The organism is Psychrobacter sp. ASPA161_6 (genome assembly GCF_051970285.1).
In the GTDB taxonomy this organism is placed as follows: Bacteria; Pseudomonadota; Gammaproteobacteria; order Pseudomonadales; family Moraxellaceae; genus Psychrobacter; species Psychrobacter glaciei.
The window spans coordinates 114588-132052 of sequence record NZ_JBEFNJ010000006.1 but is presented as its reverse complement, the minus strand read 5'-3'; the positions used below and the strand labels follow the sequence as shown (position 1 = coordinate 132052).

13 protein-coding genes and 1 pseudogene are annotated in these 17465 nt (G+C 40.1%); 3 read left to right on the top strand and 11 right to left on the bottom strand.

Annotated elements, in window-relative coordinates; genetic code table 11:
• A partial coding sequence (locus tag ACTQ9T_RS14070) for an ESPR-type extended signal peptide-containing protein (protein ID WP_440465435.1) occupies positions 1–1493 on the bottom strand: 1493 nt, incomplete at its 3' end.
• Positions 1494–2427: 934 nt separating this feature from the next.
• On the opposite strand from ACTQ9T_RS14070, the gene ACTQ9T_RS14065 reads away from it, so the two are divergent.
• Positions 2428–2595: a hypothetical protein gene (locus ACTQ9T_RS14065; RefSeq protein WP_440465437.1), complete on the top strand. Its 168-nt coding sequence runs from the start codon at positions 2428–2430 to the stop codon at positions 2593–2595.
• Positions 2590–2688: pseudogene (locus tag ACTQ9T_RS14060) on the top strand (IS5/IS1182 family transposase); the annotation flags it as partial. The gene ACTQ9T_RS14065 and the pseudogene ACTQ9T_RS14060, both read left to right, overlap by 6 nt.
• 172 nt (positions 2689–2860) lie before the next feature.
• Here the strand turns inward: ACTQ9T_RS14060 and ACTQ9T_RS14055 are convergent.
• The 5 genes from ACTQ9T_RS14055 to ACTQ9T_RS14035 all read right to left on the bottom strand — a co-directional run bounded on the left by ACTQ9T_RS14055 (position 2861) and on the right by ACTQ9T_RS14035 (position 12380).
• Positions 2861–3760, bottom strand: a complete 900-nt coding sequence (locus ACTQ9T_RS14055) for an SMP-30/gluconolactonase/LRE family protein (RefSeq protein ID WP_440465434.1) — start codon at positions 3758–3760, stop codon at positions 2861–2863.
• A gap of 71 nt (positions 3761–3831) precedes the next feature.
• Entirely contained in the window at positions 3832–4995 is a 1164-nt protein-coding gene (locus tag ACTQ9T_RS14050; RefSeq protein ID WP_440465433.1) for an iron-containing alcohol dehydrogenase, read from the bottom strand.
• 1113 nt (positions 4996–6108) lie between these two features.
• Complete coding sequence (locus ACTQ9T_RS14045) at positions 6109–8229, bottom strand: AIPR family protein (RefSeq protein ID WP_440465432.1); 2121 nt, start codon at positions 8227–8229, stop codon at positions 6109–6111.
• Positions 8222–10909, bottom strand: a complete 2688-nt coding sequence (locus ACTQ9T_RS14040; RefSeq protein WP_440465431.1) for a Z1 domain-containing protein — start codon at positions 10907–10909, stop codon at positions 8222–8224. The genes ACTQ9T_RS14045 and ACTQ9T_RS14040 overlap by 8 nt, the downstream gene beginning before the upstream one ends.
• Before the next feature lie 4 nt (positions 10910–10913).
• On the bottom strand, positions 10914–12380 hold the full coding sequence (locus ACTQ9T_RS14035; RefSeq protein ID WP_286796649.1) for an ATP-binding protein: 1467 nt from the start codon (positions 12378–12380) through the stop codon (positions 10914–10916).
• A gap of 525 nt (positions 12381–12905) precedes the next feature.
• Here ACTQ9T_RS14035 and ACTQ9T_RS14030 point away from each other — a divergent pair.
• A complete protein-coding gene (locus ACTQ9T_RS14030) occupies positions 12906–13475 on the top strand; it encodes a PepSY domain-containing protein (RefSeq protein WP_201624945.1) in 570 nt (189 codons plus the stop codon).
• A 375-nt stretch (positions 13476–13850) separates the two neighbouring features.
• Here ACTQ9T_RS14030 and ACTQ9T_RS14025 read toward each other — a convergent pair whose 3' ends face one another.
• The 5 genes from ACTQ9T_RS14025 to ACTQ9T_RS14005 all read right to left on the bottom strand — a co-directional run bounded on the left by ACTQ9T_RS14025 (position 13851) and on the right by ACTQ9T_RS14005 (position 17417).
• On the bottom strand, positions 13851–14234 hold the full coding sequence (locus ACTQ9T_RS14025) for a cytochrome b (RefSeq protein ID WP_227692073.1): 384 nt from the start codon (positions 14232–14234) through the stop codon (positions 13851–13853).
• Between the two features lie 172 nt (positions 14235–14406).
• Complete coding sequence (locus ACTQ9T_RS14020; protein WP_101210643.1) at positions 14407–14679, bottom strand: DUF2218 domain-containing protein; 273 nt, start codon at positions 14677–14679, stop codon at positions 14407–14409.
• A gap of 49 nt (positions 14680–14728) precedes the next feature.
• Positions 14729–15532, bottom strand: a complete 804-nt coding sequence (locus tag ACTQ9T_RS14015) for an SDR family NAD(P)-dependent oxidoreductase (RefSeq protein WP_101210644.1) — start codon at positions 15530–15532, stop codon at positions 14729–14731.
• A gap of 97 nt (positions 15533–15629) precedes the next feature.
• Positions 15630–16448 carry a DODA-type extradiol aromatic ring-opening family dioxygenase gene (locus ACTQ9T_RS14010; RefSeq protein ID WP_045452399.1) on the bottom strand — a complete coding sequence of 273 codons (819 nt, stop codon included), beginning with the start codon at positions 16446–16448 and terminating at the stop codon, positions 15630–15632.
• A gap of 21 nt (positions 16449–16469) precedes the next feature.
• Positions 16470–17417: a glutathione S-transferase family protein gene (locus tag ACTQ9T_RS14005; RefSeq protein WP_045452401.1), complete on the bottom strand. Its 948-nt coding sequence runs from the start codon at positions 17415–17417 to the stop codon at positions 16470–16472.
• Positions 17418–17465 lie beyond the last annotated feature (48 nt).

Here is a 17465-nt window from a genome sequence, read left to right as displayed (position 1 = left end):
GAATTATTTGATCGAGAATTTGAACCAATAGCTATACCATTAGCAGCTGCTGCGGCAACAGTAGCGCTAGTACCTAGCGCAATACCATTAGTTGCGCCAGCTTCTACAGTCGCGATGTTACCTGCAGCAATACCAAAATTTGCGCGAGAGTAGGTTTGACGACCAATAGCAATCGAGGTATTGCCCGTTGATTCATTGGCAGTACCTATAGCGATTGCTGTATTTCCAGTTGATAGATTACCAACACCCAAGCCTACTGCATATGAGCCACTTGTAAGGTTACCCTGACCAAGCGCAATACCATGAGCAGTACCAGTTACTTGGTTATTATTACCCATTGAAACCCCGCCGCCCAAACCTGTCGAGTTTGAATTACCAATAGCAACTGACTTACCCGTATTTACCGTCGTACCAGTAGGATATGCAACAATAGGATTAACCGTACCTCTTCGATCACCAATTTGCTGATTCGTTACATTATTGGTAGCGTTAACAGTGTTTTGGCTACCTATCGCTACTGAATCAGGAGCATCACTAGCAATCGTGGAGTTTTGACCCAAAGCAACACCATTGGCACTGTTAGCTTCAGTATTTAGACCAATAGCAACTGCTTGATCAGCGGTAGCTTTTGCACCACCACCGAAAGCAATAGCATTGTCACCAGTGGCTCTAGTGGCATCTGCTTCTCTATAACCAAACCCACCAAGAACAGCAGGGTTTCCAGACGTCGTGCCTGCTGAATCTGTAGAACCAATAGCGATACTACGGTAGCCTGATGCAGTAGAGGAGTGACCAATGGCCGTAGAGGATTCGCCAGTAGCAGAAGAGACAATGCCGGAGGCTTGAGCGAACCTACCAGTTGCGGCAGACTGTAGACCCGTAGCGATAGCGCCATCAGCGGTAGCTACAGCCGCTACGCCTAAAGCTACAGAGGATCCACCAGTAGCTTTTGCTTGACTACCATAAGCCGTTGATAAAGACCCAGAAGCATTAGAATTACTACCGATTGCTGTTGAAGAGCTGGTAGCTGGTGCTGGACCAATTGGTGTTGCAGCGGTATATATAACGCCACCAGGATTGAGCCTACCATTCTGGGTAGCACCGTTGTTAGGGTTTCCTGCATCGACTAAACCAAAATTTCCGCCAGTCGCTGCTGATGTACAACCAATAGCAATTGCGAGAGTAGTAGAGGCGTTAGTTGCATTAAGACAAGAGCTGTTGGAGACTCCTATACCTGGCGAAGACGCTGTAGGCTGTGCGACTGCCATAGCTTGTGGCGACATCGTCATACTAGCTACCGCTAGCCCGACCGATAGGGTACTTAGCCGCCATAATTTGGCACCTGAGGTGACAGCGCTACTAGTAGCAGTTGTAGGGCTGTTACCTGATGTAACAGCAGAACTTGAAGACTTGCCACGGCTCTTTGCATATTCTGCTACAGCCGTGAAGCATCCTAATGACTTATTCCAAATAACTTTATAATTACGGTTCATAATAAATATTCCTTTATTAATTAGGTGAACTACTATAAAAACGGAATCCATAAAAACATATTAGGTTCGAGGGATTTTTATTACTCCAAATAGCCATGTGTGTGTATTAAAAGTAAATATCTATCAATAAATGTATTTATATTGATAGTTTTATATTAGCAATAAAAATAGTGATTGAGTTGATAATTTTGATGTTGTTACAAAATATTCTTTTTACTAAATATAGCTGATTTAACCTAAAGTCTATCTAGTCGGTATCATAAAATAGTTTGATGTTGTATCAAAAATCATATTGGTTAAAATTGGATGATCATCGAATAATTGAAAGTCCTATAGAATCAGAAAACGAAGAATGAATTTATTATCAAATTCTATTGTGAGCACACTTTTTGGCATATCACTAATATCAGTATCAGCTACTGTGGTTCCTGCTAAGCGTATGTACCTAAGGTGGTTTTCTACTACTTAACGTTGAAGCGATGTGTACTTATTCACGTTCGCGTACCTAAGCTACGCATCAGTAATTGTAAATCTTGTTTATCACTATATTTATCTGGACGAGAAGGGATGTCTTTAATAGTCGGTTTAAGCTTACGAATTTTGCTATCACTTAACACTTTAGCTTAAGGCATATAAATATAGATCGAATACTGGTCTAATTGAGGCGTATATGAATAATAGATCAACACAACACATGGGATAAATAGGGTTGAACAGTGATGTTGCGGACAGCAGTAGACAATAGGCATAGACTGGAAGTCTTGCCATTGAAGAATTTGAGAAGTGTTTAGGAGAGGGCGGAAAAAGATAGGTAAATCGCCAAAGTACTTCAGGGTCTGTTGAACGTTTAGAATAAATTGATAGCAAAAAAATAGCGAAGCAGTAATCTTTAAGTTCTCACACAAAAAAGATACCGTTCGCTATACCTCGGACAATGCTCACGAATGAGGTTGATAAGATCAATTTAAGTGGTACAGATATTCTATGTGCTGATAAAGGCTATGACTCTGATGCGCTGCGAGAACGCATTAAACAAGCAGGAAGCTTCGATAATATTCTTAGAGAGCAGAATACAAAATTGGATAATCACCATATGGACTAGGACTTGTACAAAGTTCGCCACTTAGTTGAAAATGCATTCGCTCACTTAAAATGGTGCCGATCAATCGCCATCAGATATGACAAGCTTAAGTAAAGCTATGAGAATAAAGTGGCGCTAGCCTGTGCCTTTATCTGGCTTAAATTATGAATGTTCAACAAACCCTAGTCTAAAAACTATCTCCAAAAAGGATCAGTGATCTATATCTACTAACTAAAACAACCCGAATCAGGCGGGCTGTTTTAGGTTTATTTCTAAAGAACTTGAACTAAGGTGTACCTGCATGACCTACTTTGACTTGTGTGGACAGCATACGACCTTTGGTTTCAGCTTTACGTGATGCTTCATCCCAATCAGGTGCCGCACACATAAATAGTGTTTTACCATCTTGTCCGCCAAGGGCAACCGCAAAGATACCATCAGGTGCAGTATCGATAGTTTCTAAAATCTCACCACCTTCTGCTATACGGACGGCACGCTGATTCAACGTATCCGCAATCCAAACAGCGCCTTCAGCATCTAGCGCAAGACCATCAGGTAATATACTGGCATTTTCTATACGCAAACCAAGGTTTGGCTCATCACCCAACTCTCCAAAATTAGCAAAGTCGCGCTTTTCACCAAGGCTACCATCTTCGTTGATATCAAATTGCGTGATTTTATTGCCAAACAGCTCGTTAACGATCAAGGTCTTTTGATCTGCAGAGATAACCATACCATTTGGAAATGCCAATCCTTCAGCGACAATCTGTGAGCTTCCATCAGGCTTAACCAAAACAAGCCCCGTATTTTCATGGTCAGCACCACCCATCAAGTCAAAGCCAAAGTTACCGATGTAAGCATTACCATTGGCTGAAACCACCATGTCATTGGCATGACCACCACAATGCTCCCAAATATCGGCATGAACGACCAAGTTACCGTCATTTTCTAGTCGTAATACTTTGCGGTCTTTCATCGATACAACCAGCATACGCCCATCGGGCAACCACCCTAAACCAGAGGGTTGCTGCTCAACATTAGCAATTTCTTCTGCCACTCCTTCATCGTTGACACGATAAATGCCTTGAGTATAAAAATCAACAAACCATAGAGCATCGTTATACCAGCGAGGGCCTTCTAAGTAATGAAAGCCATCAACGACAACGTCTAATTTATATTCTGACATAATTATTTCCCTTGAATAGTGGTTATCTTCCTTGATAAATAAAACTGTTTTGAATAGCAATGGTTTCTGTTTTAGAGTATCTCCTTATATATCGTTGTCACCTCATCTAAAGTCATATCTTTGGGGTTGGTTGCAATCAGGCGGGCATAGGTATTTATTACTATGTCTGCTAATGCGGGGATGTCTTGATCTGTTATATCCAATTCGCTTAAGCGATACTTGAGACCACTATTTTCTAAAAACATCTTTAGTTGATTAATAAATAAAGTCGCTGCGTCTAAGTCTGTCATGCCAGATGTCTGAGTAGGCATGACAGCATGAGCCAGCTCAGCATAAAGCGGGGCGGCTTCTGATAAATTAAATGTGAAAACACCACACATAACGAGTGCATTGGCATGTCCATGAGGAATATGAAAATTGATACTCAGCGGATACGAGAGTCCATGTACTGCTGCTACTGATGAGTTCACAAAGGCAATACCAGCCAAAGTAGAGCCTAATAACATTTCGGCACGAGCGTCGATATCATCGCCTTGAGCCAATACTTTCTCAAAGTTATTCCAGAGCATCTGCAATCCTTTAACAGCCAATGCATCTGAAATAGGATTTTTCTTGGTACGACTCGTATACGCTTCAACGCAGTGAACCATGGCATCCAAAGCGGTTGCCGCCGTGATGTGACGAGGTAGTTTCAGTGTGAGTGTGGCATCTAAAATGGCGACATCAGGTAGGATTTTAGGCGTATAAATGGCTTTTTTGCTGCCATCTTTTGCCGTGATGACAGAGACAAAGGTAGACTCTGCACCCGTACCAGCAGTCGTTGGTATCGCAAATAAAGGCAGCTTATTAAAGCCACTGACATCTTTGTCTAAAATGTCATTTACTGACTCAAAGTCATTTGGAAGCAAGGCGACGATTTTTGCAGTATCAATAGAGCTGCCACCGCCTAGACCAATAACCAGATCACAGTTATGGTCTCTGGCAATTTTCATAGCGTCATTGACGACGTCAACGGGTGGGTCAGCGATGACAGCATCGAAGACAACCACTTGAATGCCAGCTTCTTGTAATGATTGCTGTGCGATATCGACATAGCCCAGCTGAGTGATTCCAGCATCGGTAACAATAATAGCCGACGTCGCACGGTATTGTTGAGCTAACGCGCCTAGCTTTTTGCGCATACTGTCAGCTTCGCTGATGATATGACCATTGCTATAAAACTCAATCCCTGTCATTTTTTCTTCCTTGTGTAGAGATATATCTAGATATGAATCAGCACTAATCGTAAGATATATAGTCAATCCACTATAAAAGCGTTACAGCGTTAACCTCGCTTGAGGTATTAAATATACATCTAAACTCGGTTGTCTTGTACCACTTTTAAATTGAACCGACTATAGTCAATTCTCTATAAATTGGATACGGTGTCAAGCTTGCTTAGTCTACTACTTGTAGTACTTTCACTCGCCTTCCTTGTATCCAAATTATACTGAACCGACTATAGCTTACGTAATTCAGTATACGCAACTTCCTTAGTTATAGGCTGTTTAGTATGCGTGCATATCAAGAGTTTATCGTGCTTGCATAACTGATTCAATAGACCCTAACTATCTACTTAGCGATAAATAGTATATATAATTCAAAAAAATATCAGGACGTATTGGGTTTGATCATTATCGTCAGGCTGCGTAACTAAAATCTCTCAAGTTAGTAGTTAAAGAATTAATAGCATAGGTTGACCAACGAATAGACCAACACAAGCTACGGGATAGGTGGGTGACGTTGGGTTGAATTGGGAAAACAGCAGACATAAAAAAAACGCTAGACACGTTATTTATAAAGGGCTTAACTGGTATATGGGTTGAATTGGGGCAAGCTGGGCAAACTAGGATTTTATAAGATTGGCGGTGAAGGAGGAAGTCTAACTATGAATATAAGTAATTGATTTAATTATACTTATAATAGCGGGAATGCATATTAGACCATCAAATAGACCAACACGGTAACAGTATTGAATGCAAGGCAAATAGTGGGATTTTTTCCATTGAGTATTGTAAGAAAATATTTCAAAGCTTGGATATGTCTTGAAAATATTGTTGCGTTTCTTGATCTTACTTATGATATATCATACTCATTGCTACCCATCTGAGTCAAAAATAATTTAAGAGTAAATGACAATAATCAACTTATTTTTACTTAGAATTGGTATTGTATAAGTCTGTTTTTACCTTAATAGCTTATAAGAAAGTAATCTCGTCTTATTTTTATTTGCTAGAGCGAGAATCGTTTCAATAGTCTTTAATACGCTTTTCTAGTTTAGGATGGGTAGACAAGTTTTTGACTCACTCTTACCCAGCATCTAAATAAACGCCTTTATCTTCAAGCTTGCTTAAGGTCTTATTGATCAGATCGACTTGCCTATCTGTTGGTGTCTTCAATGATTTTCCAAGTAGAACGTTAGGTACCAGCGACAATACTTGCTTGTCAGTTTCGTTTAACACGCCCTTTTCTTCCGCATTTTTTATTAGATTTAACCATCTAGCTGGAGGAACTTTACAGAGGTCTATTAAGCTACTTACAGCTTTAGTCACTGTTTTGGTTTGTTGAGCAGAATCTTGGCGTTTTTCTTCAATGACACTTTTAAAAACTAATTGCGTTTTGAACATCATGTCTAGTGAGAAGTAATCTGTTTTATCAATTATCGACTGTACTTCAATTAAGTTTTCTTTAGACTTGGCCATAGATAGTACTGCCTTCCCAGTTTCTTCGCTCAACTGATTTAATAAGGCGTTTAGCTTAATTGAAGTATCTACAAATTGATCATAATAAAAATCATTTACGGCTTGCTCTTGCCAGATTTTTGGATAGTTAAAATCAAGGTCTTGTTTATCCATTAAAGCTTTAAGAATATATATCGTGTATGCAGTTAAAGTTGCCTTAGTATTGCCAACGAAATCATCTTGCTTATACACCGCTTTTTTACAGGCCTGCCAAATTACAAACTTTGCCACCAACTCTTTAAAGAAATAGTCATTTATTGTCTCAGGATTATTGTCCCAAACCTTTTCTATTGACTGTGCAAATCCGTTAAATGCGATTTGCGCACCTTTGATAGCATCATGAGGTCTTTTGTCAAAGATAAGATAAATCTTAGCTAAATCTGTTTTTATAATTAACTGTTCTTTAGGATGTTCAGATTTAAACGCTCTTTTTTCAGCATCTGTTAGCTTACTTTGAGCATTTAAATAAGACCCTCTCGCTCTTTCATAATACCAACGCGTAGGCTTGATTCTTTCTTTTGATGTGGGAGCTAGTATCTGTCTTGATAGCCTTTCAAGAGTCCGATGGAAAGGATGATTAGAAAAGAAATCTGAATCTTTGATAGCATTCTGAGAGTTCGCAAAGCGAGAGATATTACTAATAAGCTCATCTGACTTTGCATCACTCACCACATTAAGTTTCAACTGCACCTGTATCTTACTTAGATCGGCTCTATCTTTCTTTTGGGTCATCAATAAAGAAGCCGTAGTTTGCCCGCCATTCACAATCTGTAAGTTATTTATCTTTGTAATAATCTGTTTGCTTTTATCATATTCTACATCTGATGCTGTAGCAGTCAATCCATTGTTATAGCTAAAGAAATACTCAGGTTCGGTTTTTATCGTCTTCCTGATGCCTTTATTGATTTTGCCACGGAACTGCAAAAAGCTTCTGACATTTGCCTCTAATAATCTTGCGCCGTATTTATCATAAAGAGCAGCAATCGTTTGTCCATTGACAACGCATAAATAGCTTGTTAATTCCTCTGACTCTGTTGCCTGTAACGAAGGGATCGGACCTCCCCATTCTCTTAAGTCAATTTCGATGGCTTCAGACTTTGTTTGACTACTCTCAAGATCATAAATTCGTTTGATATCCCAGATATCGATTGTTAAGGGTAGATCTATATCGTCATCAATTTCTTTTTTATCGGCCACTAGCTTACTGATTTGAGCGTTTGTGAGGATAATAAGCTTAATAGACTCAATGCGTTTATACTTTTGAAATATTTCTTTAGCAGCTATATAACCGTCTGAACTTTCTTCCAAGCTCTCAATGAACGATGATTTTAATGCGCTGTTAAAGAAGTTGATCCCTGCTTTTTTTAATTGCTCAATACGACTATTTGTTAAAGACTTGATACTATCATCATGAACAAAATCATTAATGAGCAAGACCAGTTCTAACTGGTCTAGTTCTGGATCGTTGTAATCACCTTTAAAACCTAGACCATCAATACGGCCATATCGAGTACTTGGTTTATAAAAATGATATAGATCTAAGTCATCAACCACACCTTGTTCTTGAATATAAGGGAGAATCTTTTCAATGAATAAAAGCTCTTTGTAGTTGCCCTGTGACGTAGCACTATGATCGAGCTCATTCATTACATCAGTATAGTAATTTTGAAGATCACTGGGATTATTCATAACCTTCCTCCAGTTCATCTGATTCATCATCTTCACCGAAGTAGTCTTCTATAAAGACTTTATTCACCACGTAACTTACAGGGTTGTGATTGCTGGATTTTGGAAAACTGATCGCATAGGCTGGTACGTCTTCGTATTTTGGAACTTCACCCTTCTTATCACCTTCTTTTTTAGAGCCTACATAAAGGTTGAAAGATTTGAGTACAAGTAATGGCTGACTTCTATTTCTTCTATAAAATCGCGCAGTCTGTTTAACCTTTGACTCATCTTTTTGTTTTTTTGCATGTGCATACTGCTCATCTGTTAAGCCAAATGCTTCCTCCCAAGGTCTCAAAATACGACCACCACCGTCAGCTGTTTTGACATGGTCAGATCTATAACTGGATTTTGCAAAAGTACGAACCTGGGGTTGTGCATTTTCACCTAAATAGCTTTTATGAATAGCAATATCCCACGTTGCCAGCTCATCTCTACGCTCTTCAATGTAAGATTTCAGCGCCTGCTTTCTACCACTATCGTCGATTGAATGTTCATATTCATTAAACAGGTTAATCACCTCGTCAATGCTGACTCTTTGAATCAGATGAAACTGCTTGTCATTTTGTGCTTTGACATGATTATAAACTGGTTTAAAACCATATGCATGAGCAGACTTAAGCGCGAAATCAGCAAAGACTTGACGTTGTCTAGGTAAGTTATCTAACGATATACCGCGCAGTGAAAAAGCCTCTTCTGAAAAGCTTTCTGATAGGGTAACCGTTTCGGCATGATGCATTTTGTTGCGAGCAGTGATTAATAGTCCGGTATTACTGGTTCTCACTTTTAGACCGAACTCAGCAGGCGTTAGGCCATTTTGCTCCATAATAGAAAATTCTGAGCGTAACTCTTCAATAGACTGAGCGATAAAGGCATACCATTCAAAGGAAGCATCAGGTATATACAGTTTACAGAGATCACTATATTGATCCCGATAACCAAACCACCGTCCCATTTGTAATAATGTGTCTGCCATAGCCGTATTGCGTATTAAGTAGCTGACAGTTAATCCTTCTAGCGTAAATCCACGAGATAAACTATAGCCACCTATAGCAATGACGTTTAGGCCATTCTCATAATTGTCGTAATCTAACTTGTCTTTACTGGCACTATTGATCATTCTTACTTTCACTGAATCAATAACTTTCTGTAGCTTAGTAAAAAAATCATCAACACTACATTCATCCGAGTGAGGTAAAAACTTATGATAAAGGCCTTCTAAGTGCGAGTTTTTCATCCGCTCTTGATGTGGTTTGGCGCCATGGAACTTTACTGCCAAGGCAATTTCTTCTATCTCTTGGCTTACCAGATATCGTGCCTCAGCTTGTTCTTGGGTTTTATGAGAAATATTTATCAGCATGGAAGTATGTTTATTGCTCACTGGCCGTAAGCCTTTGATCACGATACTGACTAAGTACTCGTAAAGTGCCAACGTTAAACTCTTAGGAATCTCAGTTAAAACAAAGTCTGTAGGCTTTTTTAATGGAATACTATCCTCATTATCTTGAATAAATTCAACGTAAGGAGAGTCGTAATTTGGCTCGTCATCATCACCTAAAAAGAATTTAGTTGCTCCTAGATAGTTCGATGGTGGTACTAGCGTAAATATAAAGTCCTTAGGAAATAGGTCACCTGCTACCGCATCACTATAGCTAACCGGGTCTATAAAAATGTTTGCGAAGGGGGTTGCGGTATAGCCAACATATGAACCTTGAAGAAATAAATCCAAAGTCTCCCGTATTTGGCCGTTAATTCTGGTCGTTTCGTTAGGCTTTTTACTGGTATTAATTGAAGCGTTATCAGCCTCGTCGTCAATAATTAATACAGGCTCATTAATAAAGCGCCTACCATCGTCATTATTCCTCAGCCACTTAATGACATTATCTAAAGTATGGTAGTTTTTCTTGATAACCATAATGACTGGGTTTTTAGCACTGCCCAGTCGAACTGCTGTGGTCTTACGTATCTTGCCATTAAAGTCTTCCGTCAAGCTGGTAAAGCAGTGCGGCTGCTTTGCGTCAATAATTTCCTGACGTGCAGGATCGTTGGTTAAACCCACCCCTGTGTATTTTTGTTCATCGCTGTGATAACCGATAAACCCCTTATTCACACGTTTCTGGGTTTGAGATCTTAGGTTGTTATGAATACCTGTAATTAAGATGATTAACTTATAACCGTAGTCAGCAGCTAAATTAATTAGGGATAAATAATTGGCTGTTTTACCAGACTGAACATTACCAACGACTAGACCTTGTCGTCTAAACGGTTTATCTATGTAAGGGTTGCCCAAGCGCTCTAGAATATCTTCATTAGTGCGCTTGATAACATCGATAACTCTAGCTGGCAACTGTTCTTCATTCTGCAAATAGGTGTGATAGCGATCACTATAATATCTATCACTATTTACTGTGTGTATCCAAGGCACTATTTCTTGATCATCTAAAACGTGTGCTTCTTCTTGTTTAGTATCAAAAAAAACAGTTAACTTGTTAATCAGTATCTCAAAAGCCTCTTTCTCTTCTTGAGCCTTGAAGCCGAATATGGATAGCGCAAACGTTATTGCCTTTTCTTTAGATAGCTCGTCGTTAGACGACATGGCGTTGACACAAGTATCATAGATTTTGTTTAAGGTATTTACATCCATTACACTATCCTTCAATTTGGTTCAAAAAGTTCATCCATTCACCCTTGTAATCACTGTATGGCTCGTTCACCTTAAAAAATGCAGCGACCATATCAATATTAGCTCGCAGGTCTAGATCAGCAAAATCTTTAAGATAGCCAAGTGCTAACTCTTCAAGCTCTTTATCAGTGTGCTTGGTTTTAAAGTCTTTAGGAGAAGAGGCGTATTCTACATGCAGTTGATCAATCGGAAAGCTTTCCTCAATCAAACCTAATATTTGTCTAAGCTGACTGCTTTGTTTGTCATCTAGCCCTTCCATAAATTGCGTAATCAGAGGATAGTCTTTATTAATTTGGTAAGAACGTAAGTTTTTATTCGTATACATTTGCCAGATAGGAGTGGTCTCACCTTTATGTCTATAGCCTTTAGAGTTATAGACACGCTTAGACCCCTTAATATAAGTATCAATATATTGCTTAAGTTGATCGCGTATTTGCTCTGGTGGTTTAGCATGTGATTTTTTAATATCAATATGCCATTCACTATCAAAATTATTAGGTAAGTCGATTTCGACTCTGGTTAAAGCGGTTAAGTCTGATTTTGGTGCCAATCGAAACCAGTCGCCTGCGATGAGGAGCCTATTTGCTCGGTAGACGTAAAATCCCTGACGGTCCCTATAGCTGCCTAAAGAATACTTTTCAAACTCTTCCTGGGTGCATTTTGTATGGTGGGGTAGAGTATAGCCTTGTACTTTGATATATGCGTCTTTGTATTTGATGGTTTCAAGATTATGCATTTGCGTGGCGGGTTTATGACGAAAAAAGGGATCTACAAAACCTATTTGCCTGCCATTTATAATAATATCTAGATTCGATACCGCACTTGGTGATTTGTCTAAAAATCGATGAAAGATTAACCCAAGATATTTTTCAGCATTATCGAATTTTTGTAATATATGATTATCGTTAGTACGATTTTCATCACCTTGCAGGCGGTCACAGTTCTCCCAGACTACTAGAGTACCTGTATCTTCCAACTGATCAAACTGATAAACATCAGCCATCTTTTCGTCGCTAAGCTGTATTAGCTCCCAACAATTGGACTTAGTAACTTTATCCAAGTCCCAACACATCGCCCACGTATGATCAAATTGTCTAGTAACTACCGTCAAACGTTTACACTGTGAAAAAGTAGCTGTTTTTAGACCCAAACCAAATCTGCCAAGGTCTTTAGTAGAACGCTCTACTAGAGGACTTTTTGATCCAATTGTCATCGCTTTTATAAGCTCATCTCTGCTCATGCCATCGCCATTATCTAAGATAGCGACTTTAATCACAGGATCGGTCTCAAAGGTGATATTGACCTTGCTTGCTCCTGCGGTGATACTATTATCAATGATATCTGCTAAAGCCGTATCTAACTCATAACCGATATCTCTGAGTGAATGCATCAATGCTGCTGCATTTGGTGGACTATCTATAGTCAGTGACATATCTACACTTTCCAATTTTGAATACTAAGTTACTAATTAAGACCACTAACGACATTATTATTTTGGATAAATAAAGCTCGAATAAGTTCCTTGGTTAATAATTATTCGCCAAATCGAACGAAATGATGTTTTATAGCTATCCTACACAAGTTTGGTAATTAAAGCACCAACTATGGCCCTTCTATACTCTAGATTAAAAAAGTTTATTAAAAGATGACACTATATCCAGAAATGGTGGCAGATTAAAAGACTTCGAAGATCAGTCCATTCGCCTTAAATGACGACTTTATATCAATGTTAGGGCCAGACAAAAGCATGATACGAATTATGCGTCGTAATTTAACAGTGTCTACCGTAATCGAATTTTTAAGCAATGATATCTGCCAACTGCATTAGACCCTGCTATCATTACCTCACTATAAAGACTCTTACCTTCCAAAGTATTCAGGAACCATAAATGCCAACCAGCGCACCTAATAGTATTTCCCAGTCTGCAGAAAAACTGACGCATTTTAGGGTTTTATTATGAAAAAACTATCAACATTGAAGAAATCTCTTGTAATGGCACTGAGTGTCGCAAGCTTTAGCATGGCCTCTGTTTCAGCCAGTCAAGCAGCCACTGCTATGAATGAGGTAACGGCAGCGTCACAGAGTAAGATCAGTCTAGAGCAGGCGCTGCCCCTTGCTAATAAAGCGGTAAAAGGCGATATCATCAGTGCAGACTTTGATCAAGAAGATCGTAACGCAAATAGCCATTACGATATCAATATCGTTACCAACAATAATGAACAAGAAGTCAGCGTGAATGCCAATACAGGCAAGGTCACGAAAGGGGACACAGAGCGTTTAGACAAAGAAGACTTGGCGGAATATAAGGCCATGAAACAAGCAAAAGTGAGTTTGTCTCAAGCCATAAAAAAAGCAAACCAAACGCTGAAAGGGAAAGTGCTTGAAGTAGAATTTGATATGGATTTTGGCAAGCCTGTCTACAAAGTTGAAATTGGTAAAGGCAATCAGATTCATAAAGTTGTTGTCGACAGCATGACTGGTAAGATTACGCGCAGTCAGGTAAGCGACGTTGATCGTGATGATTAATTACTGATACCTTATATTGTATATAGCCTCAAATATTACAAAGCCCCAAACTACTTTCTCAAGTGGCTTGGGGCTTTGTAATAGCAAGTTTAAATAAACAATTATTGGTATCTAGTGTGGGTTCATATTTGTGGATTGCTGGCTGTTTTTTGTTTGTGTGGTAAGAAATAGTTTACTCGTTTACGAGTCACTTATCACATTAATGATGATAATTACTTGCTAGGGCATGCCTCAATGAAACCAGTATAAACAGCCTTCTTCTTTACCATAACGTTTCTTATAAGAACTAAAGTGTATAAATCTAATCCAACTTAAACAAAGGCTGAGATGCCCTATGCTACTCAATAGAGTTATTCTGTAGTAATTTTAAAGGCACTACAGCATCCGCTTTAAGGTGTTATCCTTTTTAATGTAATGATGATACAAAGCCATAGCAGTGTGGACAATGATTAGTGCTGTCAGCATCCAAGCCAGTGGTGCATGCAGTTGACCCAGCGTTGCCGCCCAAGCAACCTTTTCACCTTCAGCAAAGATATCAAAGCCGAATGCGGTTAGGCCATAGCCTCCACCAATCATTATCATGATTCCAGCTAGCGGCAGCAGTAACATACACGCGTAAAGCAAACCATGACCAGCGATAACCAGCTTGGCAGTGGTTGGCTCGTGTACTGGACGTTGATGGCGTTGCGAAGCGACCCACATCAGTCTCAGGACAACTAATACGAGCAATAGAACACCAATAGAAACATGCCAAGGCACTAACGTCTGACCGATCCAATGCTCGCCGTCGCTGATACGGTCAGTGAACTTAAGTAACTACCAGAAGATTAATACTGTCATACTCCAGTGAAAAAATTTGCTAATGCGACCATAGCGCTCTTTCGAATCAATATTCATAACCTTTTCTTCTTGTATTGGCTGTGATGCTCAATTAAGCCCATTCGATAACAAGCGTCTCTTTGCCAGCCATACGTAGCAAATGATCACTGACAACTTGCTGTAATTTTGGCAACTGCTCGGTATCACTTTTGAGTGTTACTATCAGTAAGTCAGTACAATACATCTGACAGACACCCATGGGCAGCTCAATCTCACCTTTATCTGAGCTTAGGGTAACGGGCAGCTTATGTGCCCAGTGCTTGCACAGTCGATTCATTATTTGCTGCGGATTTTGTGTTTGTATCGTTGCGCTAGATGTTAGCATAATTAAATACCCTTATTATTAATGATAGAAACTTACCGTCTAAAACTCGTTAAGCAATACTTTCTACAATACCACCTTCAACCCGTAGTGCTGAACCCGTGGTTGCGCTCGCTTGTGTTGAGGCAATATAGACACTCATGTTGGCAATTTCTTCAGGGGTTGCAAAACGCTTAAGTAGCGTTGATGGACGGTTCTCATCTAAGAATACGCCTTCCATCTCCTCCGCTGAGACGCCGCGCTCATCCGCCAGTTCTTGCATCATGGCTTTTGCGCCCTCGGTTCGAGTCGGTCCTGGCAAAATACTATTCACTGTCACACCGCTGCCCGCTAACACTTTGGCAAGACCACGTGATACGCCTTGAATAGCTGCTTTAGTCACGCCGTAGTGCACCATTTCAGCTGGGATATTCAATGCCGATTCACTAGAGATAAACTGAATACGACCCCAACCTTTTTCCTTCATTGCTTTTGCATAATGCCGCGACAGACGGACACCGCTCATGACATTAATTTGGAACATCTCCTCCCAAGCATTGTCATCAATATCAAAGAAAGGGGTGGCGCCATAAATCCCTAGATTGTTCACTAAGATATCTACTTCTGGCAAGGTGTTGATAATTGTCTGACAGCCACCAGCCGTCCCCGCATCAGCAACAATGCCTTTTATATTATTGGCATCATTAACAGCATCAGCTTGTTGAAGCTGTTTGATCGCCTCATCAACGCCAGCTTGATCGCGACCAACGATAGTGACTTGTGCGCCAGCTTTGGCAAGACCTGTTGCAATAGCGAGGCCAATACCCGCAGTTGAACCTGTGACGAGTGCTGTTTTTCCATTAAGGTCGATGTTCATAATATTTCTCCGTTTATAAATAATTTTTGTCTATGTATGTTTGCTGCTTTGTGAGTATCAGTTTATAAAGAATTAAATGAATATCAGATTAATAAATTTAGCCAAACTGAAAGGCTGAAATCTGAGTTTTCATGACTTGCTGAGAATATGTTTTCTTACCTCTATCTGTTCCTGCTGCCCCTACGGCAACCATTAAAGGTAGCAAATGCTCCTCCGCACCTAATAGATGAGAATCCAATGCATGAGGTGCCTCTGGCCAATTAGCAAGCGCTGCAAAGCGCTCATCTGCATTAGCTGCAACTGCTGTCGTTAGCCACTCGTCAAATATTACTGACGGTGCGGTAAAACTCGAATCACCATAGCCGCGCATATTATGAAAGCTCATACCACTGCCTACGATCAACACGCCTTCATCACGTAGTGAGGCAAGCGCTTGGCCCGCTCTTAGATGTACTTTTGGGTCTAAATCATGACGCAGAGATAGCTGTACTACTGGAATATCGGCGTCAGGGAACATCAGTTTCAGTGGAATAAACACCCCATGATCAAAACCTCTGGAACTGTCCTGCTTATTGCTTAAACCAGCATCGATGAGCAAATGACCAATTCGCTCAGCCAGTACTGGCGCACCAGCTGCTGGATAAGTCAGCTGATACGTATGCTCAGGGAAGCCAGAGTAATCATAAATCAGCTCAGGCTGCTTGCTGGCAGTAATACTAAACTCCCGCGTTTGCCAATGGGCACTGACTATTAAAATAGCTTTGGGACGCTCTGGCAAACCATTTGAGCTATTAGTTAAAAAGTCAGCCATCTGATCCCAAGTGTCTGCTGGTTGCCAATCCATAAAAAAACAAGGCCCAGCACCATGAGGTATAAACAATACAGGTTGCTTGACTGTGGTTGATTCATTATTCATGAACTTTACTCCTTTATCTTGCTAAATATGTTCAGGCCCTGTGGGCACGATTCCATTGGGATTTAACGCTTTGATAGAGTAATAGCCTGCTTTGATGTGCTTGATACTCACCGTCTCTGAAATGCCATCAAGCGCTAAGATTCGTAGCATATAAGCATGTAGAGAACTCATATCTTTGATCAAGTTACGGTTGCATTTAAATAGACCGTGATAAGCGGCATCAAAACGTACTAAAGTCACAAACAGTCGAATATCTGTTTCCGTCAGCTGCTCACCAAATAGATAATGACGACCATCACTCAGGCGCGCCTCAAGCATATCTAAGGTGTCAAATACTTGCTGATAAGCTTCTTCATAAGCCCCTTGTGTCGTCGCAAATCCTGCTTTGTATACGCCGTTGTTTAAATTCTCATAGATAACTAAGTTTAGGGCTTCGATATCATCAGCAAGCTCTTTTGGAAACAAGTCAACGTAATTTGGCACGAGTTCTGTAAAAGCGGTATTTAGCATACGTAAGATATCAGCAGACTCATTATTAACGATAGTATTGGTTTTTTTGTCCCAAAGCACAGGTACAGTCGCGCGTCCGGTAAATTGAGGGTCTGCTTTGGTATAAAGTTGATGAGCAAATTGGGCATGATTAATAGGATCACTGTCAGCACCGTCAAAGCCACCAAACTGCCAGCCTTGATTGCCAAGCTGCGGATTGACCACGGTAATATCGATTATATCTTGCAGACCTTTTAACTGACGTGCCATCAAGGTACGTGAGGCCCAAGGGCAAATCAGCGCTACGTATAGATGATAGCGGTCTTTTTCTGCTTTAAAGCCCCCAGTACCCGTTGGTCCTGCTTGTCCATCAGCAGTAATCCAATGACGGAACGATGAGGTTTGACGAATAAAACGCCCTTGTTCGTCTTCTGCTTGTACCGGTTGCCAGTCTTCAGTCCAATTGCCATTGATTAACATAATACTTACTCCTAGTCAGATGATTGCTTTTAAAAAGCATGACCCTAC

Coding starts and splice junctions, on each gene's coding strand:
- ACTQ9T_RS14065 (WP_440465437.1), top strand. CDS start 2,428: ATGCTCACGAATGAGGTTGATAAGATCAATTTAAGTGGTACAGATATT.
- ACTQ9T_RS14055 (WP_440465434.1), bottom strand. CDS start 3,760: ATGTCAGAATATAAATTAGACGTTGTCGTTGATGGCTTTCATTACTTA.
- ACTQ9T_RS14050 (WP_440465433.1), bottom strand. CDS start 4,995: ATGACAGGGATTGAGTTTTATAGCAATGGTCATATCATCAGCGAAGCT.
- ACTQ9T_RS14045 (WP_440465432.1), bottom strand. CDS start 8,229: ATGAATAATCCCAGTGATCTTCAAAATTACTATACTGATGTAATGAAT.
- ACTQ9T_RS14040 (WP_440465431.1), bottom strand. CDS start 10,909: ATGGATGTAAATACCTTAAACAAAATCTATGATACTTGTGTCAACGCC.
- ACTQ9T_RS14035 (WP_286796649.1), bottom strand. CDS start 12,380: ATGTCACTGACTATAGATAGTCCACCAAATGCAGCAGCATTGATGCAT.
- ACTQ9T_RS14030 (WP_201624945.1), top strand. CDS start 12,906: ATGAAAAAACTATCAACATTGAAGAAATCTCTTGTAATGGCACTGAGT.
- ACTQ9T_RS14020 (WP_101210643.1), bottom strand. CDS start 14,679: ATGCTAACATCTAGCGCAACGATACAAACACAAAATCCGCAGCAAATA.
- ACTQ9T_RS14015 (WP_101210644.1), bottom strand. CDS start 15,532: ATGAACATCGACCTTAATGGAAAAACAGCACTCGTCACAGGTTCAACT.
- ACTQ9T_RS14010 (WP_045452399.1), bottom strand. CDS start 16,448: ATGAATAATGAATCAACCACAGTCAAGCAACCTGTATTGTTTATACCT.
- ACTQ9T_RS14005 (WP_045452401.1), bottom strand. CDS start 17,417: ATGTTAATCAATGGCAATTGGACTGAAGACTGGCAACCGGTACAAGCA.